At 33.5% G+C, this 26,274-nt stretch carries 26 protein-coding genes; 14 read left to right on the top strand and 12 right to left on the bottom strand.

Annotated elements, in window-relative coordinates; all coding sequences use genetic code 11:
* The first annotated feature begins 19 nt into the window (after positions 1–19).
* Complete coding sequence (locus tag Q0822_RS08260; protein ID WP_299122450.1) at positions 20–1,201, top strand: hypothetical protein; 1,182 nt, start codon at positions 20–22, stop codon at positions 1,199–1,201.
* A gap of 207 nt (positions 1,202–1,408) precedes the next feature.
* A complete protein-coding gene (locus Q0822_RS08255; protein ID WP_299122448.1) occupies positions 1,409–2,593 on the top strand; it encodes a hypothetical protein in 1,185 nt (394 codons plus the stop codon).
* A gap of 85 nt (positions 2,594–2,678) precedes the next feature.
* On the opposite strand, the gene Q0822_RS08250 is transcribed toward Q0822_RS08255, so the two are convergent.
* The 11 genes from Q0822_RS08250 to Q0822_RS08200 form a co-directional block, all read right to left on the bottom strand.
* On the bottom strand, positions 2,679–3,200 hold the full coding sequence (locus Q0822_RS08250; RefSeq protein ID WP_299122447.1) for a hypothetical protein: 522 nt from the start codon (positions 3,198–3,200) through the stop codon (positions 2,679–2,681).
* Between the two features lie 41 nt (positions 3,201–3,241).
* A complete protein-coding gene (locus Q0822_RS08245) occupies positions 3,242–3,673 on the bottom strand; it encodes a hypothetical protein (RefSeq protein ID WP_299122444.1) in 432 nt (143 codons plus the stop codon).
* On the bottom strand, positions 3,660–4,169 hold the full coding sequence (locus Q0822_RS08240) for an RNA polymerase sigma factor (protein ID WP_299122443.1): 510 nt from the start codon (positions 4,167–4,169) through the stop codon (positions 3,660–3,662). Before Q0822_RS08240 ends, Q0822_RS08245 begins: the two co-directional genes overlap by 14 nt.
* 283 nt (positions 4,170–4,452) lie before the next feature.
* On the bottom strand, positions 4,453–7,539 hold the full coding sequence (locus tag Q0822_RS08235; RefSeq protein WP_299122442.1) for a T9SS type A sorting domain-containing protein: 3,087 nt from the start codon (positions 7,537–7,539) through the stop codon (positions 4,453–4,455).
* A 405-nt stretch (positions 7,540–7,944) separates the two neighbouring features.
* Positions 7,945–8,862, bottom strand: a complete 918-nt coding sequence (locus Q0822_RS08230; RefSeq protein WP_299122440.1) for a response regulator transcription factor — start codon at positions 8,860–8,862, stop codon at positions 7,945–7,947.
* 44 nt (positions 8,863–8,906) lie between these two features.
* Positions 8,907–9,662 (bottom strand): SDR family oxidoreductase, encoded by a 756-nt coding sequence (locus tag Q0822_RS08225; RefSeq protein ID WP_299122439.1) that lies wholly within the window; start codon positions 9,660–9,662, stop codon positions 8,907–8,909.
* Between the two features lie 142 nt (positions 9,663–9,804).
* Entirely contained in the window at positions 9,805–10,308 is a 504-nt protein-coding gene (locus tag Q0822_RS08220; RefSeq protein WP_299122437.1) for a hypothetical protein, read from the bottom strand.
* Positions 10,309–10,384: 76 nt separating this feature from the next.
* Positions 10,385–11,059, bottom strand: coding sequence for an AbiV family abortive infection protein (locus Q0822_RS08215; RefSeq protein WP_299122435.1), 675 nt, complete (start codon positions 11,057–11,059; stop codon positions 10,385–10,387).
* A gap of 163 nt (positions 11,060–11,222) precedes the next feature.
* Positions 11,223–12,026, bottom strand: coding sequence for a cell division protein (locus Q0822_RS08210; RefSeq protein WP_299122433.1), 804 nt, complete (start codon positions 12,024–12,026; stop codon positions 11,223–11,225).
* Positions 12,027–12,149: 123 nt separating this feature from the next.
* Positions 12,150–12,527: a bacillithiol system redox-active protein YtxJ gene (gene ytxJ / locus Q0822_RS08205; RefSeq protein ID WP_299122431.1), complete on the bottom strand. Its 378-nt coding sequence runs from the start codon at positions 12,525–12,527 to the stop codon at positions 12,150–12,152.
* A gap of 72 nt (positions 12,528–12,599) precedes the next feature.
* Positions 12,600–13,073, bottom strand: coding sequence for an isoprenylcysteine carboxylmethyltransferase family protein (locus Q0822_RS08200; protein WP_299122429.1), 474 nt, complete (start codon positions 13,071–13,073; stop codon positions 12,600–12,602).
* A 163-nt stretch (positions 13,074–13,236) separates the two neighbouring features.
* Between Q0822_RS08200 and clpB the strand changes: the two genes are divergently transcribed.
* The 8 genes from clpB (at position 13,237) to Q0822_RS08160 (ending at position 21,177) form a co-directional block, all read left to right on the top strand.
* Positions 13,237–15,843, top strand: coding sequence for an ATP-dependent chaperone ClpB (gene clpB, locus Q0822_RS08195; protein ID WP_299122427.1), 2,607 nt, complete (start codon positions 13,237–13,239; stop codon positions 15,841–15,843).
* A gap of 164 nt (positions 15,844–16,007) precedes the next feature.
* Positions 16,008–16,871, top strand: a complete 864-nt coding sequence (locus Q0822_RS08190) for a TraB/GumN family protein (protein WP_299122425.1) — start codon at positions 16,008–16,010, stop codon at positions 16,869–16,871.
* Positions 16,872–16,954: 83 nt separating this feature from the next.
* Positions 16,955–17,551, top strand: coding sequence for a TetR/AcrR family transcriptional regulator (locus Q0822_RS08185; protein ID WP_299122423.1), 597 nt, complete (start codon positions 16,955–16,957; stop codon positions 17,549–17,551).
* 53 nt (positions 17,552–17,604) lie between these two features.
* Entirely contained in the window at positions 17,605–18,093 is a 489-nt protein-coding gene (locus Q0822_RS08180; protein WP_299122420.1) for an acyl-CoA thioesterase, read from the top strand.
* 233 nt (positions 18,094–18,326) lie between these two features.
* A complete protein-coding gene (gene deoC / locus Q0822_RS08175) occupies positions 18,327–18,989 on the top strand; it encodes a deoxyribose-phosphate aldolase (RefSeq protein WP_299122419.1) in 663 nt (220 codons plus the stop codon).
* Positions 18,990–19,016: 27 nt separating this feature from the next.
* Positions 19,017–19,715, top strand: a complete 699-nt coding sequence (gene deoD / locus Q0822_RS08170; RefSeq protein WP_299122417.1) for a purine-nucleoside phosphorylase — start codon at positions 19,017–19,019, stop codon at positions 19,713–19,715.
* Positions 19,716–19,781: 66 nt separating this feature from the next.
* The gene (locus Q0822_RS08165) at positions 19,782–20,213 is read left to right on the top strand and encodes a hypothetical protein (protein ID WP_299122415.1); all 432 of its coding nucleotides are present in this window, start codon (positions 19,782–19,784) and stop codon (positions 20,211–20,213) included.
* 79 nt (positions 20,214–20,292) lie between these two features.
* Positions 20,293–21,177, top strand: a complete 885-nt coding sequence (locus Q0822_RS08160) for a histidine phosphatase family protein (RefSeq protein WP_299122413.1) — start codon at positions 20,293–20,295, stop codon at positions 21,175–21,177.
* Here Q0822_RS08160 and Q0822_RS08155 read toward each other — a convergent pair.
* Positions 21,163–21,924 carry a DUF6503 family protein gene (locus Q0822_RS08155; RefSeq protein ID WP_299122411.1) on the bottom strand — a complete coding sequence of 254 codons (762 nt, stop codon included), beginning with the start codon at positions 21,922–21,924 and terminating at the stop codon, positions 21,163–21,165. The two genes, Q0822_RS08160 and Q0822_RS08155, sit on opposite strands and share 15 nt — an antisense overlap.
* A gap of 111 nt (positions 21,925–22,035) precedes the next feature.
* Here Q0822_RS08155 and smpB point away from each other — a divergent pair, with 111 nt between their 5' ends.
* From smpB to Q0822_RS08135, 4 genes are all read left to right on the top strand, one after another.
* Complete coding sequence (smpB, locus tag Q0822_RS08150; protein ID WP_299122408.1) at positions 22,036–22,494, top strand: SsrA-binding protein SmpB; 459 nt, start codon at positions 22,036–22,038, stop codon at positions 22,492–22,494.
* A gap of 114 nt (positions 22,495–22,608) precedes the next feature.
* Entirely contained in the window at positions 22,609–25,074 is a 2,466-nt protein-coding gene (locus tag Q0822_RS08145) for a DUF5686 and carboxypeptidase regulatory-like domain-containing protein (protein WP_299122407.1), read from the top strand.
* A 21-nt stretch (positions 25,075–25,095) separates the two neighbouring features.
* Positions 25,096–25,641, top strand: coding sequence for a DUF4348 domain-containing protein (locus tag Q0822_RS08140; RefSeq protein ID WP_299122406.1), 546 nt, complete (start codon positions 25,096–25,098; stop codon positions 25,639–25,641).
* A 23-nt stretch (positions 25,642–25,664) separates the two neighbouring features.
* A complete protein-coding gene (locus Q0822_RS08135; RefSeq protein WP_299122405.1) occupies positions 25,665–26,186 on the top strand; it encodes a hypothetical protein in 522 nt (173 codons plus the stop codon).
* Positions 26,187–26,274 lie beyond the last annotated feature (88 nt).

Below are 26,274 nucleotides of genomic sequence, written 5' to 3'. Positions count from 1 at the left end.
ACCCATAAAACACAAGATTATGAAACGATTTTTACTTTTATCAGTCCTAGTTTCGGTACTCGTATCTTGTAGTGCCAAAAAACAAATGGAAAGCGCTATTAGCCATGGTAATTATGACCATGCTATTTCTGAAGCGTTACGAAAACTCGAAAACAACAAAGACAAAAAACGTAAGCAAGATTACATTGTAATGCTTGAAGATGCGTATTACAAAGTTTTAGAGGAAGATTTACGAGATGTGGCACATCTTAAAAAAGATGGTAATCCAGAACAATTTAAAACCATCTATAACATCTATTTAGATTTAGAAGCAAGACAAAATGCTATAAAACGAATTTTACCTTTAAGAATCAATGGAAAAACGTTGAATCTTCAGTTTAATGATTACAGTTCTGAAATTGTAGATTATAGATATAAAACGTCCGAATATTTAATAGACCAAGGGATTACACTTTTAGATTCTGATGATAAATACAATGCGCGTAAAGCCTATGATATATTTAGCTATATAGAACGTATCAATCCTAATTTTGACGAAACCAGAAGTTTGATAAACGAAGCGCATCAAAAAGGAATTGATTATGTAAGTGTTTCTGTAGTCAATGAAACAAACCAGGTTATACCTCAACGATTAGAAGCTGAATTGGTAGATTTTAATACCTATGGTTTGGATCAATTCTGGACAGTTTATCACGCAAATACAGTTGAAACCGTAGATTATGACTTTGCTATGCAATTACAGCTTAAGCGAATTAATATTTCACCAGAGCGTATGAATGAACGTCAGCAACTAAGACAAAAGCAGATCATTGATGGTTGGGAATACCTGCTAGATGATAATGGTAATGTTGCAAAAGACAGTTTAGGTAATGACATTAAGGTTGATAGAATTATAAATGTTAGAGCAAGATTTGTTGAAGTGATACAAACAAAATCTGCGCAAGTGATTGCAGATGTAGTGTACACGGATTTAAAACAAAACCAAATTATAGACAACTTTACTATAGATAGTGGTTTTACTTTTGAAAATGTATTTGGACGTTTTAGAGGTGATGAACGTGCTCTAAACAGAACAGATAGAACCTTATTAAGACAACGTCAAGTAAGATTTCCTTCGGATACACAAATGGTATATGATACTGGTGAAGATTTAAAGTTGAAATTAAAAGGGATTCTGAAATCCTATAGATTAAATAGTTAGTCATTAAAAACCTCTCAAAATTGAGAGGTTTATGCTTTATCTACACATCTCCAAATTCTTATGTTTTAATCATATAAAATAAGAGCATTCCTACATAATTCTTAAAAATATATGCATTTTATCGTATTTATTAGTATTTCATCTGTATTTTACTTAGGTTTACCACCTAATTGTTTTGAAACCCAAATCTAACAAAACTATTAACCTATGAAAAAACTACTACTTTCGGCATTAGTCCTAGTGCTAATCATTTCTTGTAGCACGAGCAAGCAAATTGAAAGATCTGTAAGCGTTGGTAATTATGACCAAGCTATTAACACTGCTTTGAGCAAACTCCGAACGAACAAGAATAAAAGGAGAAAAGCTGAATATATTGTAATGCTTCAAGAGGCATATAACAAAGCAAATGAGCGAGACAAAGAAAATATTGATTATCTAAACAAGGATAATAATCCTGAAAATCACCTAAAAGTCTATGACCTTTATGTGACCTTAGATAATAGACAAGAACGTGTAAAACCGCTTTTACCATTGTATGTAGATGGACGAGAAGCAGCAATTCCTCTTAAGGACTATTCCAATGGACTTATCACTTCAAAAGAAAAGGCATCGGCACATCTTTATGCCAATGCAGTAGCCGTTTTAAATCAACAGAATAATACGAAGCAAGACTATAGGTTTGCCTATAATCAATTTAGAGACATTGAGGATATTAATCCTAACTATAGAGATGTTCGCCAATTATTGGAAGAAGCACATATCAAAGGAACTGATTATGTTTTAGTAGAAATGGTTAATGATACTGAAAAAGTAATTCCAGAACGCTTAGAAAACGATTTACTAAACTTTAGTACCTATGGTATTAATAACTTATGGACAGTTTATCATAATGCAGACGACAATAACACCAAATACGATTACAGTATGCGTGTTAACTTAAGACAAATTAATGTATCGCCTGAACAAGTAAAAGAACGTCAACTCGTAAAAGAAAAAGAGATTGTTGATGGCAAACAAATATTACGAGATGAGAATGGCAATCAAGTTAAAGATAGCTTAGGTAATGCCATTGAAGTGGATAAATTTAAAACCGTACGTTGTGAGTTCTACGAATTCAAACAATTTAAAACGGTACAGGTTGTAGGTAATGTAGAATACCATAATTTAAATACAAAGCAATTGGCTGATGCTTTCCCAGTAAATAGTCAATTTGTATTCGAGCACATCTATGCTAATGCTACTGGTGATCGTAGAGCTTTAGCTAATGATTTATTACCATTTTTAGAAAGACGTGCTGTGCCCTTCCCTACCGAAGAACAAATGATTTATGATTCTGGCGAAGACATAAAACAGCAACTCAAACAAATAATGAATTCCTATACTTTAAATTAATAAAAAAAAGCCTCTGAAACTAGAGGCTTTTTTTGTGCACCATCCTCTCAAAGGATAGTGTATAAAGTACAACTTAAAAAGTTACCTAATCTTTCTTCTTCTTAGTTGTTATAACTATGACACCATTTGGGGCATTGTATTTTTTTATAGCCTCTTCATCTTTAAATACTTCTATCTTTTCTATATCGTCAGGAGATAGAGTTTTGAGAATTTCAGAACCAGATCGCTTACCATCAACAATGACGATAGGAGTTTTTTCATTAGACGAAGAATCATCATTAGTTTTGATCCTAAATATTGCTGAATCTCCTTTTTCTTTCGTAGTCACAAGTATAACACCATTAGGTGCATTATATTCTTTTATAGCTTTATCACCTTTTACTACGGCTACAGACGCAATCATATCTGTATCTATTAAGTCCAAACTAAAATCGAATTTTTTTCCATCCACATAAATATCTGGTTCTGCGCCATCTTTAACTTTTACATGCAGTTTTTGCTTTTTTTCTTTCTTTCCGCTATCCTTTAGTTCTAATTTAAATTCTTGTGCTTGTATTAACGACATTGAAAATAATAGAGCACATGCTGTTAGAATTAATTTTTTCATAGTTTTAAATGTTTACTTATTAATAAATATTTGATTTAGATTTATTCTTCTTTAGTGGTATAAATAATGACGATGTCATTTTCATAAATAATACGTTCTTCGGTTTCTACTACATCTGAATTAGAAACCATTTTTTTAGCTAGACTTAACAAAGCTTCTTTCTCAGCATAATTTAATGCTTCTTGTTTTGGATTCCCTAAAAAAAGAGACATCAATACTATAACTGAGGCTGCTGCCGACAATACACCAACAAACAGTTTACGTTTTTTACTTTTTCTATTTTCAAACGATTCCCATAATTGCGCATTGAAATCTTTTGGTAGTTCCGTTTTGTTGTTTTTCACAAAAGCTGACCATGCTTCTAATGAAGGTTCTAAATTATCAGTACTATTAAACAAAACCTGTTCTTCGCTTAAGGTAGTTTGCCCTTCCTTATATTTATTAATTAATCCTTCCGCTTTATACTCTTTCATAATTATACGTTTTTTCCAATTGTACACTTACCTGCTTTCTTGCTCGAGATAACAAAACTCTGACATGTTCAACTTTAAGTTCCATTGCTGCGGCTATTTCTATAAACTCGTAACCGTCTAAATCTCGCATTATTATAACTTCGCTTTGTTGCTCAGGTAGTTGAGAAACAATTTTTTTTATAATAGTATTTAGCTCTTTCCACTCTAGTGCTTCTCTACCATGTTCTGATTTTACCAACTCTAATTGAAAAGAAGAGTCATTAATATCTAACTTTTTCTTTCTAAGTATATCGATACAATGATTACGAGCTGTTGAAAACACCAAACCCTGAATATTAGGATGTTTTGCAATAGCCTTTCGCTTTATCCAAAGTTTCATCATTATATCCTGAATCACATCTTCTGCGTTTGCGCTATTACCAAGCATCCGAGATACCATCGGAAACAAACGTTCGGATAATGAAAATACTCTGAGTCTAAATTCTGTTTTAGTCATTATATCTTAATAACGTTAAAATGGATACAGGCATAACAAAAAAGAGGTAGTTTTTTTAATTAATTATGATAAGTTGCTAATAATCAAATTAATAAAAAAGCCTCTCAGAAATTGAGAGGCTTTTTTTGTGGCGCTTAACAGGTTGAACTATGGTTAGTGCGGTGTACAAAATACAAAGGTTTTTGGTTTTATTTTTTTCCTTTTTTTGTTCATAAGTTAAAATTCATACCCACCTGTGTTGTACAAAACCAGATGGGCTATAAATTTTAAACCAAGCTTGCGTTTAGATCTTAATAAAAATTTCCGTACTATATAGTTGGTTATCTATATAAACCTGTAAATAATATGTACCTGTTAACAAAGTATTTAATGGTAATTCAATTATTTCAACACCATTATTAACTTGTTGAGTCTGTTCTATGACGCTATTACCGCTGTTGTTTAGCAATATAAGTTTAACAGTACTAGATGTATTTACTTCAATATTAGCTTTTATAAAATTAGTAAATGGGTTTGGAAAAGTTTGTAAACTGACTATTGCATCTGCAGGGTCGACTGTACATTCTCCTAGGGTATCGCCATGATCTAAATGTGCTTGTACTGCTGCCTGGGCAACGCAAATAGTTTTACCTTTATGGCACATTTGTACTTTGGAATTCCCGCCTGTTCCACACCCTACATCAATTACCTCAACGGTAATTACTGCAGTAGTCTCGCAACCAGTAGCGTCGGTTACTGTCACTATGTATACCTGTGTGCTATTTGGGCAAGCATCTATCATTTGAGTAGTTTCGCCAGTACTCCAGTTAAATTGGTATGGAGCTTCCCCTCCTGTTACGGCTGATACTCCAATAGTAGCACATTCGTTTGCTCCATCATAGCCCGTGTACAACACTATATTATCAGAGACCTCCACAACTATTTCACTAGGTGCTGTAATTTCTGTACTTGTCGTTACGGTACTGTTTATATCATCGGTAACCGTAACCGAATATGTACCAGCTGCAAGATTACTTATTGTAGCTGTTGTTTCACCAGAACTCCATAAATAGGTATATGGCGCTATTCCTCCAGTAACCGACACACTAACAGTACCGTCATCTGCGCCAGCGCAGCTAACATTTGTAGAAGCTAATGTTGATTCTAAAGGTTCACTTAGTGGTATTGCTTCCCACACACTTCTATTATCTGTATCTGGAGCTGTACTATGTGTTACAGTTCCATCTTCATTGTGATACAAATATCTGCCAGCGGTTCTAGATTCAAATCTATACCTGTCAGTAGTTTCGTCATAATCTATCGTCCACGTTTTATCTGTATCGGTTGCTGGCGGTGCTTTTAGAGTACTTAAAACTACAAAAGGACCTCCTGGGCCGCCTGCTCCTGGTGCACGCAGTATTCCAGTACCACCACTTTCGCTATCACTATCTATATTAAAATACGCTCCACTTTTTACAAACGTCCAATGTGTATTTTGAGCTTCTCCTAAATTTGACATTATAACAGGCAGACTACTGCCTCCTGCAGCGGTTAAGAATTGTCTTGTTTCTACATTTCGCAACCTATAAATGCCATCAGATATTGGTATGTTACTATTATCTATAACTTCTGCCTTCTGATACGTTGTATTTGCCCATCGCATTTGAGCTCTACCTCCTCTTACTCTGTATGCACCATATCTAATACCAGATTCTAAACCTCTTTCTGGATCAGGAATGTTGTAATTAAAAGCTTCACCTCCAATTACGGCATCGCAATAATGTATTTTCTTTGTAGCATCGTTTGGATCTTCCCTAAAACCTATTTCTAGCTCAAAGTCAATTTCAGCATCTTTATCTACACGCTTTAGGAATACAACTTCTCTACCACTACCTTCACCACCACGCTCTAAGATACGTTCGGCATAAATATCGAAGGCTACTTGCTTGCCTGCATTGATACCCGTACCATAAACGGGCTTCGCTAAATACAAACAAATAGCTGGATCATTAGATCCTCCACCACCTGTATGTTTCCCTTTGGCCTGTGCTAAATAACTTCCGTTTTGACTAAATGAGCCTCCATCTCCCACTTCAAGAATTCTCAATGTTCCTGTGAACTTTGCAAAGCTTCCAACACCTGTTTCCTGAGATCTGGGTAATGAACGCTCTATTCGGGGCTGCAACTGATTTCCATTAATGGGATTAATTTCATCCCAGTGGTTAGACCCATCAGTAATATTATAAACACCCCAGGTTTTTCCATATACATCACTTTCTGAATAATCAGCATAGCAAGTTCTATCATCAGCAGTTCCAACATTAACAGCGTTTGCTAAATCTACATTTCTAGTATTATCGTTCTGGAATTCACCTGAAGATGGACAACTTAAATCTGGATTTGTATCCTCATCTGGAGCAATTGCCACTGGGTTTTCCCCTAAAGGAATGAGCCTCCAATTACTTCTATCATCTGTATCTGGAGCTACAGCATGGGTTACAGTTCCATTTATCTCAAGATACATAAATCTTCCTGTCGTTCGTGATCCAAATCTGTAGGTGTCATTTGTGTCATTATGATATATTGTCCATGTTTTATCTGTATCGGTTGCTGGCGGAGCTTTTAGAGTACTTACGACTACAAAAGGGCCTCCTGGACCACCTGCACCTGGTGCACGCAATATTCCAGTACCACCAGTTTCACTTTCACTATCGATATTATAAAATGCTCCAACTCCACTTTCTACAAGCGTCCAATGTGTATTTTCAGCTTCTCCTGAAGCCGACATTGTGATAGGCTGACTACTTCCTGCTGCAGTGGTTAAGAATTCTCCTGTTTCTACATTTTGAAATCTAAAAGGTACTCCCACTGGTGGAGTTTCCACTAAAGGAATGAGTCTCCACACACTTCTATCATCAGTATCTGGAGCTGTACTATGGGTTACAGTTCCATCCGCATTGTGATACAAATATCTGCCAGCGGTTCTAGATTCAAATCTATACGTGTCTGTAGTTTCGTCATAATCTATCGTCCACGTTTTATCTGTATCGGTTGCTGGTGCCGCTTTTAGAGTACTTACAACTACAAAAGGGCCTCCTGGACCACCAGCACCTGGTGCACGCAGTATTCCAGTACCACCAGTTTCACTTGCACTATCAATATTATAAAATGCTCCACTTTCTACAAACGTCCAATGTGTATTTTCAGCTTCCCCTGAGGCAGACATTGTGATAGGCTGACTACTCCCTGCTGCAGTGGTTAAGAATTCTCCTGTGTTTACATTTTGTAATCTAAAAATATCATCAGAAGGCAGTGCGCCTTGCGCTGTCAAAAAAAGTGAAAAGAGCGTGAAAAGGCTCAATAAGATGGTTTTAAGCGTGTTTTTTTTCATGTTTATAATAGTTAATAGTTTGTATAATATTATTGTATTTAGCTATTATAAGTGTCCTGTACTATGCTGAATTAATAACCATTACTTTAAGTTATATAAAAGAGTGAAAAACATAAGAAGAGTTAATTAATTCCTTTTTTTAAACTACTCATTAAATGTAAAACGGTCTTGTTTCAATGAGGTAGTTTTTTCTCCCCAGAGTAATTGGCAGATGCGTTCCCTGTAAGCATTCAATTTGTGTTTGAACACATCTACGCTAACGCATGAGGAGATAGCAGAGCCTTAGCAAATGATTTATGATTCTAGCGAAGGCATAAAACAGAAACTTAAACAAATAATGAATTCCTATACTTTAAATTAATAAAAAAGCCTCTCAGAAATTGAGAGACTTTTTTATAAGGGTTATCAATTAAACGTTTTTCGAAATTCCATTGGTGACATCTCGGTTTTACTTTTGAATAGCTTCGTAAATGAAGCTGGTCGTTCAAATCCCAAACCATAAGCGATCTCACTTATTGAGAGTGCTGTCATTGATAACTGCGCTTTAGCTTTTTCTATTAATTTATTATGAATATGTTGCTGTGTACTCTGTCCTGTCAATGATTTAAGTAAACTACTCAAATAATTTGTCGATAAATTTAAGCGGTCTGCAATCCATTGTACTTTGGGCAAGCCTTTTTCTATCAAATCATCATCTTTAAAATAATCTGCTAAAACCTCTTCTAGCTGACTTAAGATTTGATGATTAGAAATCTGACGCGTAATAAACTGGCGTTCGTAAAAACGTTCGGCATAGTTGAGTAATAGTTCTAATTGTGAAATCACAATTTTCTGACTGAACTTATCAATGTTAGATTGGTATTCACGCTGAATCGTCTTTAGAAGATCTACCATCATTTGCTCCTCTTTTTCCGAAAGAAAAAGGGCTTCATTTATGGTATAGCCAAAAAAATCATAGTCCTTTATTTGCTTCGCCAAAGCTGAATTCCATAAAAAATCTGGATGCAACAATAACAGCCAACCAGAAGGTTTACGCAGCTTAATGTTAGGATTATTTCCCAAACTCATCACTTGGCTTGGTGCTATAAACGTCATAACACCTTCATCAAAATCATACTCTTGCTGACCATAAAATAACTTATGTGCTACATTTCGTTTAAGACCAATGGTGTAATAATCCTGAATCCATTTTATATCTGCAATATTATCTGGATACTGAATAGCACTATAATCTACCAAACTAATCAAAGGATGCTCTGGCGCAGCTATGTTTGCCAATTTATGGTAATTGCTTATTTTTTTAAAACGCTGTGGTGTTTTCATCTTTATAAATTTAGTAAAAAGAATTGTAGTGTGAATTCTAAAATTTAAACTAGCATACCACCTGAAACTTCTATACGCTGACCATTTATCCAACCTGCTTTTTCTGAACATAAAAAGGCAACGGTTCCACCAATATCCTCAGCTTCACCTACTCTGCCCAATGCAGTGATACTTGCAATTAAAGCCGCTTTATCTTTGTCTTTATTACTTCCGCCTGCAAAATCAGTTGCTATGGCTCCTGGAGCAATAACATTAGCTGTTATGTTGCGATTCCCAAGTTCTTTAGCCAAATAACGCGTAAAGACTTCTAGACCACCTTTCATCATGGCATAAGCAGACATGCCTGGTAAACTAAAACGCGCCAAACCACTGGAGATATTTATAATTCGCCCGCCACTATTTAAAAATGGTAATGCCGCTTGTGTTAAAAAGTAAATACTCTTAAGATGTACGTTCATCATTTCATTAAACTGATCTTCTGTTGTATCTGCGATAAGATTATAAACTCCTGTACCTGCATTATTCACTAAAAAATCAAAGTTAGAATTTCCGTGTTCTTTTTGTAAATACACTGTAGCTTTAGTAATAAAGTCTTGGCCACTTTTGTGGTTGTTGGCATCAAAAGGAAATGCTATTGCCTTTTGCCCAAAAGCTTCAATTTCTGCAATAACGGCTTTTGCTTTGTCTTCGTTTTTATGGTAAGAAAATATAATATCTACACCATCCTTAGCAAGGTTAAGTACCATGTCTCTGCCTAAACCTCTACTTGCTCCTGTAATAATTGCTGTTTTTTGTCTCATTTTGTTATTGTTTTTTAATTACAATACAAAGTTGAGCCTATTCATAAAGGTGTACTTTTCCAAATCTATGGATAACTTATCCAAATCGTATGATGTTAATATGCAATAAGATTTTAAAAGAAAAGTAGTTAGGAATTAGTAACTACTTCTTCTTACCAACTTTAAAAGATTGTCTAAAACGTTTTTTCTTTTTAGTCGGTGTAACTATGGTTTCTCGTTCTCGCTGTAAGTCTTTTAAATCTTCAATGAGTTTAGATTTAACCAGGCGTTCTAAAACCGCATTCCGTTTTATATAGCTATAGACACAACCTATCATTAAAGCAATACTGCCAACTATTTCTATTGAGCCATTAGAAATTAAAGGAAACTGGGTATATAAATTAACACCTATCAAAGGCTTTAAATATATAAATTGGTATAACCCAAGTGCCAAACAAAATAAACCTAGAACCAACAAAACAATGATATTAATAGAGATACCGCGCTTAGTTTTATGTTCTAACTTAGCAATATTGGCAGTACTTAAAATAGGATTGTTAGCTTTTTCCTCTTGGGCAATAAACTCTAGAAAGGTTTCCGCTACACCTTTTATGGTGATACCATGATTACGCTTATAAAGATCTTGTTTTGTGATTTTGTATTTCATAGCAATACAACAAATTTATGAAAATAACTTATTGTATAATTATGAAAGTAGTAGTCGTATAGTTGTTAGCAGCCGCTTATACCGAAGTATAAAACTTTATCGCTTTTTCAGTATAACCTTTTGCTATATAACCAAAATCTTCGGCTTCTTTCATACAATTTATTAGTGCCTTAATAACAACATTTCCGTTTTCATTCCAAACAGGCTTCATATGCTTGTACCAAATTTCAAGTTCTTTCTCTGAAACAAATATATTTTGATGTTTAATCGAAACCGTTGCAATAGATATAATGTATTCCGCAGTTTCTTTATTTATTACATTTTTAGGATTGCTCCATTCACATTTTGAAAATGCTTCTGTGTAAAATGCAAGTTGCTTTAAATAATCTAACTCTTGCCTATGAGGACTTTTTTCATCAAAAAGATGTTGCATTTCATATAGATGTCTCGCACCTTTTGAAATTAGCTCAGGAACAATCCAAGAATTATTTTTTTCTGTGTGCCGCCGATACTCTTGCCATTTTGCTTTTAACTTTTTTTGGTCGTCTTCCAATAAAATTTCTCTGAGAATTTTCGGCTTACCATTTTCTTCAATAGCCAGTATTGCTAGTGCCGTTGCTCTTTCGTAACGTTCATTGTCATACAATAAATTTGCATCTGCTAATAGTGATTTTGAGTTTTCTATTGCTATTAGTATACCTTCAGCAGCTTTTTTTAAAGTCAATTTCTGATTGTATTGTTGTTTTCTCATAAGTTGCTGCTAACGGTCTTGTGTATGGTTAGTTACGTGTTTCAGTAACTAATTTAGTAAACAAAAACGAACGCGAGAAAATTCCGAAGGAATTTTCCAAATAAGCAACGACCAAAGCAATTAATTATACACGGTGTTGTGTGTAGTTTTTTTTAACGCTATGTTACTTGTAGCGGTCTATATTATTAAAATTATACATTGCTTTAATATTTGGATGATGAGGACCAAGAGCTAAAAAATGGGTGCAATCGAAAATTAGATTTCCAATATATGATATTGTATTATTATTAATCAATATCTCTTTTGGTTTTATTTTGACTTCAACACCGTTTAATAATAATTTCCCTCTTGTTATCTCAATTAAATTGGGAGGAGTAAACTTGAACTCAATTAAAATGTTCCCTAGAGATTCTCGTATAGTTAGTGTAGTACCAACAAGTTGTATATCCCATGGTTCAGTTGAGTAAAACAACTGATTATCTCTTATTTCAAATACTACATTATTAAATTTATCAAAGATTATTATATTTAACAATAAATGATTGTCCATTAATATTACTGAAACAATTGGAACACCATCAATACTTATTGGAGTCATTACGGATAAACTATTTTTTGGACATAAATATGTAAAAAGATTGGAACCAATAACAGCATTTATTTTGTTCCCGCTAAAATACAAGTCATATGGTTTTGATACGCCACTCCTAAGATTATAAGGGTCTAAATTTGCTTTTTCAACTACTTGTTTTGGTAATAAGCCACTTGTTTTTTCTCTATGGTGTTTATCACATAATAAAGTTATTTCATCAGCAACATGTCTTTTAACTATTGCCCATTCGTTCATATGCTCATATTCATATAAAGGAATACCGCAGATAACACAGCCGAAACCACATCGCTGTCGAACTTCTCTTTGAATTGGTAAAGGAATATTTCTACTATGAATTTTTGGTGTTACACTCATGCAAATATTGGCTTTGTCATTACACACAACACTTAGATATGGTCAGTTCGTATTGACTATATCGTTTGTTATGCGAAGTTAGTTTTTTATGAATGGAATATCTATACGTAGAACTACGTATTATTAAAGAAATTTCTCTAAATCCATCTCATTAATAGCACCATGAGAGGCATGTGCTACCGCTACTCCATTTCTAAGTACTAGTAATTGTGGAGATTGGTGCATCACTTGGTATTTATAACCGACTTCGTTAGACACCTCTCTATAGCTCAATAAATCTAAATAATACAAATCAGCATTGGCATCTATATCATAAGCAGATACAAATTGGTTCATTACCATTCTACTGATGCCACAACGTGTGGAGTGCTTAAAAATAAGCTGGGTTTTGGTTTTAGATTTTTCTGAAATCGTATCGAGTTGTGCCATTGAATTTAATGCAATCCAAGGCAATATTTTTTCTTCTTTAGGTTCTGATGAACCGAATAATTTTTTAAACATCTTAAAACTTGTTTTAAAGTTCCCATAAAAATGGGAATCTTATTTGTCTTTCCTGCCTATGCAGGTATATAATTAAAACCATCGTCTTACTTTATCCATATAATGAAGATAGTCAGACTTAAAGTCTCTGGTTAGTCTTGGTTCTTCAACAAAAATTACAAAGCCATGGAATGCAATCGCAACTGCGATGGTATATACCAAGAGTCGCATTGAGCCTGTAAACAACACTTCACCTATCAAAATCAACAGAATCCCAACATACATTGGGTTTCTTGTATAGTTATACAGTCCTTTAACGACTAACGCCTTTGTTCTATCTGCTGGAGATAAAGTGCCTTTGCCTTCCACAATAAATCTGTAAATGCAATATAATACAATTGATAATCCTAATGCCATTACAACAATACCTAAGTAATTTAAGATGCCTAAGTCGCCCTCTAAAATAGATCTTATTTTACGTCGCAACAGCACATAAGGAATTAAACCAACGACAAGACCTGGTTGGAGAATAAAGAAAATAATATTTCTTACATAAAGTGAGAACATAGCCTATCGATAAGACAAAAAGTCATTATAGAATACACTAAATCAGACATTTTGTCGTTTTTTTCTTACCTTTTAGTATTGGTAAGATTATTGACTAAAGATAGGCAAAACATAAACACTAAAATGGATTCCTGCCTACTCAGGAAATACAAATTTATAAGATATGAACTTTAATAATTATACAATTAAATCGCAAGAAGCCATACAGCAAGCACAGCAGCTTGCCCAAGGTTTTGGACATCAGCAAATAGAAAATGAGCACATTTTTAAAGCGCTTTTTAATGTTGATGAAAATGTATTACCATTCCTTCTTAAGAAGTTGAATGTTAATGTGTCTATACTCCAACAAATATTAGACAAAGAACTAGAAAGTTTCCCTAAGGTTTCTGGAGGTGATATTATGCTCTCTAGAGATGCAAGTAAAGCTTTAAACGAGGCGTCAATCATTGCAAAGAAGATGAATGATGACTTTGTATCTATTGAGCATCTAGTATTAGCGATTTTTAAATCTAAAAGTAAAATTGCTCAGATTTTAAAAGACCAAGGAGTTACTGAAAAAGGCTTAAATGCTGCCATTGAAGAATTACGCCAAGGAGATCGCGTAACGTCTCAAAGTCAGGAAGAAACCTATAACGCATTAAACAAATATGCTAAAAACTTAAATCAGTTAGCCCAAGATGGTAAGTTAGATCCTGTAATTGGTCGTGATGAAGAAATTCGTAGAATCCTTCAAATTTTATCGCGTAGAACAAAAAACAACCCAATATTAGTCGGTGAACCTGGTACTGGTAAAACAGCCATTGCAGAAGGTTTAGCACATCGAATTATTGATGGTGATATTCCTGAGAATCTTAAAGACAAACAAATTTTCGCTTTAGACATGGGAGCGTTGATTGCTGGTGCAAAATTTAAAGGCGAATTTGAAGAGCGTCTAAAAGCAGTCATTAAAGAAGTGACCACTAGTGATGGTGATATCGTACTCTTTATTGACGAGATTCACACCTTAGTTGGTGCTGGTGGTGGCCAAGGTGCTATGGATGCGGCTAATATTTTAAAACCGGCTTTGGCTCGTGGAGAATTGAGAGCTATTGGTGCAACGACTTTAGATGAGTATCAAAAATACTTTGAACAAGACAAAGCTTTGGAGCGTCGTTTCCAGAAAGTGCAAGTCAACGAACCAGATACAGAAAGTGCAATTTCTATCCTTAGAGGTATCAAAGAAAAATATGAGACACATCACAAGGTTAGAATTAAAGATGAGGCGATTATTGGCGCTGTGGAGTTATCAGAACGCTACATTACCAATCGTTTTCTTCCTGATAAAGCCATTGACTTAATGGATGAAGCAGCTTCTAAACTGCGTATGGAAATCAATTCTAAACCAGAAGAATTAGATGTATTGGATCGTAAGATTATGCAATTAGAAATTGAGCATGAAGCCATTAAGCGCGAAAAAGATGAATCGAAACTAAAAAGCTTAAAAGCCGATTTAGCAAATCTAAAAGAAGAGCGTAACGAACTGAATGCAAAATGGAAATCTGAAAAAGAGGTTGTAGAAAACATTCAGACTATAAAACAAGATATTGAAAACTTTAAGCTCGAAGCAGAACGTGCTGAGCGTGAAGGTGATTACGGAAAAGTAGCAGAAATCCGCTATGGAAAAATTAAGGATGCTACAGAACAACTTGAAAAGTTTCAAAAGGAATTATCCGAACAGAAAGAAACATCCTTAATAAAAGAGGAAGTCACTTATGAGGATATTGCTGATGTTGTTGCCAAATGGACAGGAATTCCTGTCACCAAGATGATACAGAGTGAGCGCGAAAAGCTTTTAAAATTGGAAGACGAATTGCATAAGCGTGTTGTCGGACAAGAAGAAGCCATTGAAGCAGTTAGTGATGCTGTGAGACGTTCTAGAGCTGGTTTACAAAACCCACAAAAACCAATAGGAACCTTTTTATTCCTAGGTACAACTGGTGTTGGTAAAACAGAATTGGCAAAAGCCTTAGCAGAATACCTCTTTGATGATGAAAATGCCATGACACGTATTGATATGAGTGAATATCAAGAACGCCATGCCGTGAGTAGATTGGTCGGTGCACCTCCAGGATATGTAGGTTATGATGAAGGAGGCCAATTAACCGAAGCTGTAAGACGTAAACCGTATTCAGTGGTATTGTTAGATGAAATTGAAAAAGCGCATCCAGATACGTTTAATATTTTATTACAAGTATTAGATGAAGGCCGTTTAACAGATAACAAAGGACGTATTGCGGATTTTAAAAACACCATTATCATTATGACCTCTAACATGGGAAGTCATATTATACAAGAGCGTTTTGAAGCCACAAAGGATATTCCTTCAGCCATTGAAGCTGCAAAAGTGGATGTTTTAGGCTTATTAAAACAAACTGTAAGACCAGAGTTTTTAAACCGTATCGATGACACGATAATGTTTACACCCTTATCTAAAGAGAACATTATTAAGATTGTTGGATTGCAACTGAAAAACGTCACAAAAATGATAGCTCAACAAGGTATTACTTTTGATGCCACAGAAGAAGCTATTACTTACTTAGCTGATAAAGGTTACAATCCAGAATATGGAGCAAGACCTGTGAAAAGAGTGATACAAAAAGATGTACTAAATCAGTTGAGTAAAGAGATACTCGCTGGTAAAGTCACTACAGACAGTATTATTCTATTAGATGAATTTGACGGACAACTCGTCTTTAGAAATCAAGGAGATTTAGTTGTAGAAGAATTATAAACAAACTGTAACATAATCGGTTACAAACAGTCTTTATATTGATTGGTTGGTTAAAGCAACACTGAATTCAAGTCGAGTAGCTCTCGAAAGTTGGAAGTGTTGCTTTCCTTTTGTAACAAATTACAGATTTTTACTACTTATAGTTCAAAATCAAAACATATATAATGAAGAGAACACTATCAATTTTAGTTTTAACCTGCTTATCAATTCTGTCTATAAATGCTCAGAAATTAGAAAATTCAATCCTTTGGAAAATTGAGGGTAACGATTTAGAAAACGCATCATATTTATTCGGAACCATTCATATTACCTGTGATGCAACTTTAGAAGCCGACGTACAGAAAGCTTTAGATGAAACGTCTCAAATTGTTTTAGAAATCGATATGGACGATCCATCAATGCAAACTAAAATGATGGGAGGCATGTACATGAAGGATGGAAAAAAGATTAGCGATTTAGTTTCTGAAGAAGAATTTGCTATTATAGATGCCTTAATAACTAAAGAAGTTGGTATGCCATTAAAAATGGTAGAAACCATAAAGCCCTTTTTCTTAATCGCTATGATGTATCCTAAAATGATTGATTGTCCAATGCAATCCTTTGAAGAAGAACTCATGAAAGTTGCAAAAGAACAAGAAGAAGAAATTAATGGATTAGAAACCATTGAAGACCAAATGCAAGTTTTTGAGGATATTCCTTATGAAGACCAAGTTGCAGATTTATTAAAAACAGCAAAAGATAACTTGACTAATGACAAAGAAACATTTGCAAAGATGCTAAAAGTCTACAAAGAAGAAAATATCGATGCTATGGTTGACATGATGGATGATGATGAGGACTCTTCAATAGCAAAACACCAAGATATTATGTTGGAAAATAGAAATAAAAACTGGATCTCAAAAATTGGTGACTACGCTAAAGATCAACCAACATTTTTTGGAGTTGGTGCTGGTCATTTAGCAGGAGAAACTGGAGTCATCAATTTACTTAGAGAAGCTGGCTATAAAGTGACACCTGTTTTAGAATAAAGTAATCTTAATTATTATAAATAAATAAATAAATAAATAGTAAAAATATACCGTTTGGTATATTTTTACTATTTTTGTTTTATATGATTACAAAATCTGAGCTTACAACACAATACATTTTAGAAACTGTTGCACCAATTTTTAATAAAAATGGCTATGCAGCAACTAGTATGAGTGATTTAACTTCTGCAACTGGTCTCACCAAAGGTGCTATTTATGGTAATTTTAAAAACAAAGAAGACCTAGCCATTGCCGCTTTTAAACATACAGTGAAAAAACTAATGTCCATGATATCAGAATACATAAGCAAAAGTGATTCACCAATTCAAAAACTATATTTAATTTCTGATTTTTATAGAGACTACTATAAACTAAGTAAAACCTACGGAGGATGCCCTGTATTAAATATTGGTGTTGATGCTAATAATCAAAATTCTGAATTGTTAGATAAAGTTAGAGTTGTTATTGAGCGTATTCAAGATCAAGTCGCTTCTATTATTGAAGATGGTATTGAAGCAGGTGAGATTTCTGCAGAAATTAATGCCATGCAATACGCTAAACGCCTAGATACCATGATACAAGGTGCCATATTTATGACGTACACTATGGATGATGAGTTTTATATGAATGATACCATGAATCAAATTAATGATATGATTACAAATGAGCTAAAAGCTTAATATTTTTTTAACCAAAAATATACCGTTTGGTATATTTTAAAAAACAAATAAAGATGACATTACCAAAAACAGTTGAAAGCAGGGCTAAAATAAGGTTTCAAGATTGTGACCCGTTTAATCACTTAAATAATGGAAAGTATATCGATTACTTTATGAATCATCGCGAAGATGAGCTCATAAAAAACTATGATATAGATGTTTACAAAATGGCAAAAACCCAAGGCAAAAGTTGGGTGTCTAGTAGTAATCAAATCGCATATCTAAAACCCGCTTTTTTGATGGAAACTATTACAATAGAATCTCAACTTATTTACTTTGATGAAAGTAATTTAAGAGCAGAAATGCGCATGTATAATGAAGATAAAAGTCAGTTAAAAGCTATTATTTGGTGTGGCTTTACACATTACAATCTCATAAATCAAAGAAGAGAGAGACATTCTGAAGATATGATGACCTTATTTAATACTATTTATAACCCAATGCAGACAAACATATTTGAAGAAAGGATTAAAGAAATAACAACAAAAGGAAAGCGCAATTAACCCAATGTCTATATGCTTAATACTGAATTGATTTCAAAGTTATCAACAATTATTCGATGAACTGCATAATAAAATGTAAGATTTAACATTCATTTTAACGGATAAATGATTAATTTTATCGAGCTATTTAATTCCAACAAAACTTAAGACATAATTAATACTTGTCTAGTAATCCCTCTTTATGTAGAGAATACTATAGCTAATTTTTTGTCTAAACCCTACTTATATAAAAAATGGAATTAAATAGATACATAGATCATACCTTATTAAGTGCATCTGCTACAGAAGCTGATATTCTTCAACTTTGCGAAGAAGCCATAAAATATAACTTCTATTCTGTATGCGTCAATAGCAGCTACGTTAATATTGCTAAACAGGCATTAGGTAGATCAGATGTTAAAATATGCACGGTCGTTGGTTTTCCTCTTGGAGCCATGTCAACAGAAGCCAAAATATTTGAAGCAAAAAAAGCCATAGAGCAAGGAGCTTCAGAAATAGATATGGTCATGAACATTGGTCGTCTTAAAAGTAAAAATCACGTCGCAGTTTTAAAAGATATTAGTAATGTAAAGCGCGCTATTGGTTTAACTCCTTTAAAAGTAATTCTTGAAATAAGTGAACTTTCTAAAAACGAAATCGTCAAAGCTTGTGAAATCTGTATTGATGCTAAAGCTGATTTTGTAAAAACATCAACTGGTTTTTCTAAAAGCGGCGCAACATTGACTGCCGTTAAAATAATGAGAAAAACCGTACGTCATCAACTTAAAATTAAGGCCTCTGGTGGTATTAGAGATGCGGAAACCGCATTAAAATATATCGAAGTTGGTGTGGATAGAATTGGAGCTTCAGCTGGTGTAGCAATGATGACTAATAAACTGTCAAATGTCAGTTATTAATCAAATCGCTTTCACTAATTTTGTCTTATGAGCGTACATATAGAGGCCAAGAAAGGCGACATTGCAGAAACTATTTTATTACCAGGAGATCCTTTAAGAGCTAAATGGATTGCAGAAACTTTTTTTGAAAACCCTGTGTGTTTCAATACCGTAAGGAATATGTTGGGCTACACAGGCACCTACAAAGGCAAAAAAGTATCTACTATGGGTACAGGTATGGGAGTACCAAGCATTTCTATTTATGCCCACGAACTCATTACACAATATGATGTCAAAAACCTCATTAGAGTAGGCAGCTCAGGCTCATACCAACCTCATGTAAAAATTAGAGATGTGGTGTTGGCGATGGCAGCTTCTTCTACTAATGGAATTAACGAATTACGATTTGGTGGCGCAGACTATGCACCAACAGCAGATTTTGAACTCTTTCTTAAAGCTGTCGAAGTTGCAAAAGCAAAAAATATTCCTTTAAAAGCTGGGAATGTCCTGAGTAGTGATGTGTTCTATGCTGATGATTTTGAATCTTATAAGAAGTGGTCCAAATTTGGAGTACTATGTGTAGAGATGGAAGCAGCTGGTTTATACACTGTTGCAGCACAGCACAATGTTAGTGCTTTGGCTATTCTTACAATTTCAGATTCTTTAGTGACTGGTGATCGCACGACGAGTAAAGAACGTGAGAGCACCTTTAGGGATATGATTGAAATTGCTTTGGAGTTAGCTTAGACTTAGTTTTTCAATTACAGTTTATTAAATTTTAGTATCTTAGATGAGCTATAAAAAATAACTGTTATGAAACCAATACACATTCTTATATTTTTATTATCATTTGTTATATTATCATGTTCTGAAGACAATAATAGTAATGACGACAATCCGCATAGCGATCCAATTATTGGAGAGTGGCAGTTAAATCGAAGAATAGTGTGGAGCTCTTTAGAAGAAACCTATAATCCAGGTGATGTTACTTATAAATTTAATACAGATGGTACATTTAATATTATAAGTATTATTCCTGAGGTTGATAGTGAGACTTTAGAATATGAAATAATCACTGATTGCATTCGTGACCCTGGATGTCTGTTTGGAGGCTCTCCTTCTGAAATTTTGATTTTCAACAATAATAGTAGAAATCATTTTAGCTTATTAAATGAAGATACAGAATTGTTTTTTGGTCAAGGTTATAACGATGGGTGGAATTATTATTTAGAACGAATACCTTGAGTACGCATTTAACATACTTTTTAAAAAATTTATTGCCATTCTAGGTTATATTTGATGATATTAATTAATCAATCTCATCATGAAATCTTTTATCCTCGCATTATGCCTCTCTCTATCTTTCACAGTTTTTTCTCAAGAAACTTCAGACAAAGCACAGATCGAAGCTACACTAAACAATTATGTAGATGCATTTTATAAAGGTGATACAACCAAACTAAAAGCAGCTATAAAACCTCGGTTAAATAAATTTGGCTACTGGAAAAATAAAGAATCTGGTGAGTACGAATATTATGACCATATGAGTTATGATAAAGCAATGGCTTTTGTAACAAAAATGAAGGCTGAAGGTAAAACTAGAGACGAAGATAAAATCAGAAATGTAGAAGTATTAGACATTGGTAATCATATTGCATCTGCAAAAGTTACCGCCAATTGGGGAATTGATTACGTTTTACTTTCTAAAGATGAAGGCAAATGGATGATAGAACAAGTGATTTGGGAAGGTCCTTACGAAAAAGAAGTTAAAACAACCACAACAACCTATTACTTAATAAGACATGCCGAAAAAGACCGCTCAGATAAAACTAATAGAGATCCTCACCTAACAGAAGCTGGCCTTAAACGTGCCGATAATTGGGCCGAAGTTTTAAAAGATGTAAAATTTGACATGGTCTATTCTACTAATTATAACAGAACAAAAGAAACTGCTGCTCCAACGGCAAAAGCAAATAAAGTCGACGTTTCATTTTACGATCCTAGAAACATGAATCCAAAAGAATTCATGGAAAAAACAAATGGAAAAACAGTACTTGTTGTTGGCCATAGTAACACCACTCCAATGTTTACAAATGGACTATTAGGTGAAAAGAAGTATGATATGATTGATGACAATAACAATGCAAACTTGTATATCGTCACAGTAACTGGAGATTCAAAAACTTCGACAGTTTTAAAGGTTGATTAAATCAACTGTAACATTTTCGAGTTCTATTTTAGATAGTAATTTTAATTGATTTTTATCAAAAGCTTTTCCTAAATCTAAAAGCTGAATTGTAGCATCTTCTGCTTTGTAATTATTGTAATCTACAAAGCGTAAGCCGTTAACATAGCGCTCATTATAAGCTTCTCTAAAGCGCATACCTACACCATCTTCTTCATTATATGAATACGCGAGGTAATCTACTTTAAATAACTCTTTATCAATCCAGTATATAAAAACATCCTCATAATCCTCTCCTCCACCTTCTTGATTAAAAGTGACTTTAATTTTATAATAGAATTTATCATTAATTTTCTCTTCTCCTAATAAGGTTTTATTGACTGCTTTATCATTTAAACCATAAGGTAAAACAGAAAAGTAATGTACTGAGTTCACTGAAGCCTTATATTTTACAGCCATAGAATCTTCAACTTTTATAGGTTTATCATTTACATAGCGCTCAAAAGTTTCACCCTTCAAAAAGTCCAAAATCGAATCATCTTCTTTTACTATCAGTCTAGATAAAACTCTTGCTTCTGGTGTATAAGATGATTTATACATAATATCTCTAAAATTAAATTTTATGACAATAGCAATTGAATCAAAATTGTTTCCCCCAGAAACTTTAATAGATCTATTGATAATCTCATCAGCAGATAAGGACTCAACTTTAGCCTCGTTTTTACAACTAAAAATTAAAAACGCTAATAAAGTAAAGACAACATGTTTCATATAAACAAGTAATTTAGATTTTAGAGTCGTAAAATTATGAATAAGATTACGCAGTTTACTTTAAGCTAATAAAGTTTTAACTTTTAACTTTAAAAACTACCTTTGTCATCCATGCAAAAAACGGTTAACATACTTAACAAAAAGGCAAAATTTCAGTACGAGATATTAGATAAATATACTGCTGGAATTGTACTTACCGGAACTGAAATAAAATCCATCAGATCTGGCAAGGCTTCTATTGCCGAAAGTTTCTGCGAGTTTAATGACAGAGAAGAATTGTTTGTCATTAACATGACCGTTGAAGAGTATGCCTTCGGCAACTACTACAACCACAAACCAAAAGCAGAGCGTAAGTTATTGCTCAATAGAAAGGAGCTTAAAAAGCTTAAAAAGGAAATGGATATTAAAGGTAATGCCATCATTCCTTTACGCTTATTCATTAATGACAAAGGTTTTGCAAAACTAACCATAGCGCTAGCGAAGGGTAAAAAACTTTACGATAAACGAGAAACGATTAAGGATCGTGATAACAAGCGTAATTTAGATCGTATTAAGAAAGATTTCCGATAACTTTAAGATTGTTATAACTTTTATAAGTGTTTTTTTACTCTATGTTTGAAACATTATAGGCAACCATTTGTTTAAAAAATGCGTCTATATACATATAATCATCAATCATACACTATGACTAAAAATTTACTCAGCCTCTTTTTTATTGCTTTTAGCACTTTAGTTTCAGCTCAAATCGTTGGAACCATTACCAACCAAAAAAATGAACCACTTCCCTTTGTAAATATCTTAATAGAAAACACCTATAAAGGCACAACTAGTAACAATGACGGCTATTATGAGCTCAATATTTCAGAGAAAAAAACCTATACTATAGTTTACACCTATTTAGGTTACAAAACTGTAAAGAAGAAAATCGCTATAGATAAGTTTCCTTATACAATTGATATTACTTTAGAGGAAGAGTCCGTTTCATTAGGCGAAGTAACCGTAAACTCAGAAGTTAATCCTGCAAATGCAATTATGCGAAAAGCTATAGCTATGCGGAAAGAAAATCTTGAAAAAATAAACTCTTTCAAAGCTGATTTTTACTCCAGAGGATTAATTAGAATAAAAGATGCACCAGAAAAAATATTAGGTCAAGAGGTAGGTGATTTAGGAGGTGGATTAGACTCTACACGTAGCGGAATCATTTATTTATCTGAGACCATTTCTAAAATTCAATTTTTAAGACCCAATAAGCTAAAAGAGAAAATCACAGCCTCTAAAGTGAGTGGTAACAGCAGTGGTTTTAGCTTCAACAATGCTATTGATGTAGATTATAATTTTTACAACAATACTATAGAATTTGGTAACGAAATCATTTCACCAATTGCCAATAATGCGTTTAGTTATTATCGCTATAAATTAGAAGGAGTCTTTTATGATGATAGAGGCAACTTAATCAACAAAATCAATGTCATTCCGAAACGCAAAAATGACCCCATTTTTTCAGGAAACATTTATATAGTTGAAGATCAATGGACTATATATGCTATAGAACTAGACATTACAGGTGTGCAAGCGCGGATTCCTGCTGCAGATATTCTATCAATAAAACAAAGCTTTTCCTATTCTGAAACTAATAATATTTGGGCTAAAATTTCTCAAAGTCTCGATTTCAAATACAAGTTTTTGGGTATAAAAGGAGACGGTCGTTTTACAGCTGTTTACAGTAATTACGAATTTAATTCGGGTTTAACTCGAAAAGACTTTGGACGAGAGTTAGTAGCTTTTGAAAACGAAGCCAATAAAAAAGATTCACTTTTCTGGAACACGATTAGACCAGTGCCTCTAACATTAGAAGAACGTACAGATTATATTAAAAAGGATAGTATCCAAATTTTAAAGGAATCTAGACCATATTTAGATTCCATTGACCGTGTGAACAATAAGTTTAAGTTGACTAATATTCTAGGTTACACCTATCAAAATTCTCACAAAGATTATCGTGTTGGATTCGATATTCCGATTTTGGGTGTCAACTTTAATACAGTACAAGGTTATAATGCTAAAGCGAATATATTCTTCACAAAAAGCTATGATGATTTTAAACGTTTCTTTAGTGCAAGTGCAAATCTACAATATGGGTTTTCAGATGACAGACTGAGAGCAACAGGTGCGTTAACTTATAAATTCAACAATACAAGCAGAGCATTTCTAACGCTTTCTGGAGGAGTTAGTGCTGTTCAGTTTAACCCTTCAGAACCTATCACACCTTTTATCAACTCAATAAGCACCTTGTTTTTTGAGGATAATTATATGAAATTTTATGACAAAAGCTTTCTACAACTTAATTACTCTGAAGAGCTATTTAATGGATTTAGATTTTATGCTGGTCTAAGTTACGAAAAGCGAAGTCCACTATTTAATACTACAGATCAGGTTTTTACCAATGAAGAAAATGATGTCTACACCAGCAACAATCCATTAGATGAAACGGCTTACGGAGTTGCACCTTTCGAAACACATAACATTGTAAAAGCTAATGTTAATGCTCGTATTAATTTTGGACAAGAGTATCTAAGCTATCCTGATAGTAAATTTAATGTTGGTAGTGACAAGTACCCAACTTTAGTATTGAGTTACGAAAAAGGATTTGGCGCTACAAATAACAATTATAATTTTGACCAAATAAAAGCAAGATTATACCAATCTTTTAACATCGCAGACAAAGGTCGTTTTAGATATAATCTTAGAGCTGGGAAGTTCTTTAACCCAGATGATATCGCTTTTATGGATTATCAGCACTTTAATGGTAATCAAACCCATGTGAGCACAGAAGGTAATTATACCAACGTATTTAATAATTTGCCATATTATGCTGCTAGTACAAACGACGCCTATTTAGAAGCACATGCCGAGCACGATTTTAATGGCTTTCTTCTCGGAAAAGTACCATTACTCAACAAGCTCAACTTCAATTTAGTTGTAGGAGCTCATCTATTAGCCACTCCAGATTTTAAACCTTACCAAGAGTATAGCATTGGTATAGATAACATTGGCTGGGGAAAATGGAGATTCTTAAGAGTTGACTATATAAGATCATACCAAAGTGGATTTCAGAGTGATGCCATTTTGTTTGGGTTGAAATTCTTTTAACTTTAAACAAAATTTAAGTACATGAGAATATTTATTTTGTTTATCCCATTTATGTGCTTAATTATTAGTTGTAATAAGAAAATAAAGACTAATAATGTTGACTTTAAAAAAACGATAGATAGTCTAAAAACAGAATTAGCTAACTCAAACAGTAAAGTACAATTACTAAAAAAAGAAATTAAAATAAAAACTGAGGTAAGAAAAAAATACCAGGTGGTTTATAATAACGAAAAGTTCAGTTCATTCTTTTGGAACTTTATGACTGATTCTACATTTCAGCTTGAAAGAATAAATTTTCCCCTAGAATATATAACATGGAAAGATCAATTAGGAGGAGATATTGATACTATCAAATTAACAAAAGAACATTGGAAATATAATTCATTCTATATTAATACCGCTAGCGAAAGAACTCAGATATATGATAACTTTGATTTGAATTTGAGACCAACTAACGAGCGCGTTATTCATTGGTATGGAGTTGAAACTGGTGGTGATTCAAAATATTATTTTTCTGGTAAAAATGGAAAATGGTATTTAATAAAGAAAGAACAACTTGGAGACTAAAATAAATACTATAACTTTAATTTATGAAAACTACAATCTCAACACTACTATTAGTTTTAACTGTTACTTTATCCGCTCAAGAAACAAAAGACTACTCAAAGCAAGTTGCTACATTAGATAGTACTATTGAAACTCTATATGCAGTAATTTCTGGAGATAAGGGCGTAAAACGTGATTGGAATTTATTCAAATATTTATTTCACAAAGATGCTAAGCTAATTCCTACCGGAAAAAGCCCAAAAGGTGAAATTAACGCACGCTATATGTCACCAGATGATTATATAAAAACTGCTGGAGAATGGTTGGTAGAAAATGGATTCCATGAAATAGAAATCAATAGAACGGTTCAGGCCTTTGGCAATATTACGCAAGTCTTTAGCACCTACGAGTCTTATAAATCTAAAAGCGACGAAGAACCGTTTATGAGAGGCATCAACAGCATTCAACTACTAAATGACGGTAAACGCTGGTGGGTTATAAATATCTATTGGATGCAAGAATCTGAGGAAAACCCTATTCCTGAGGAGTATTTACCCAAGCAATGATTTAAAAATAAAAACTAGAAGCGATATTATTATTTGACTTTCAAATCAAAACTAATAGATTATTATTACTTGAAGTTCCGACATAGTC

The sequence above is a fragment of the uncultured Winogradskyella sp. genome, from assembly GCF_947496485.1.
Taxonomy (GTDB): domain Bacteria; phylum Bacteroidota; class Bacteroidia; order Flavobacteriales; family Flavobacteriaceae; genus Winogradskyella.
This window is presented reverse-complemented; position numbering and strand designations above follow the sequence as displayed.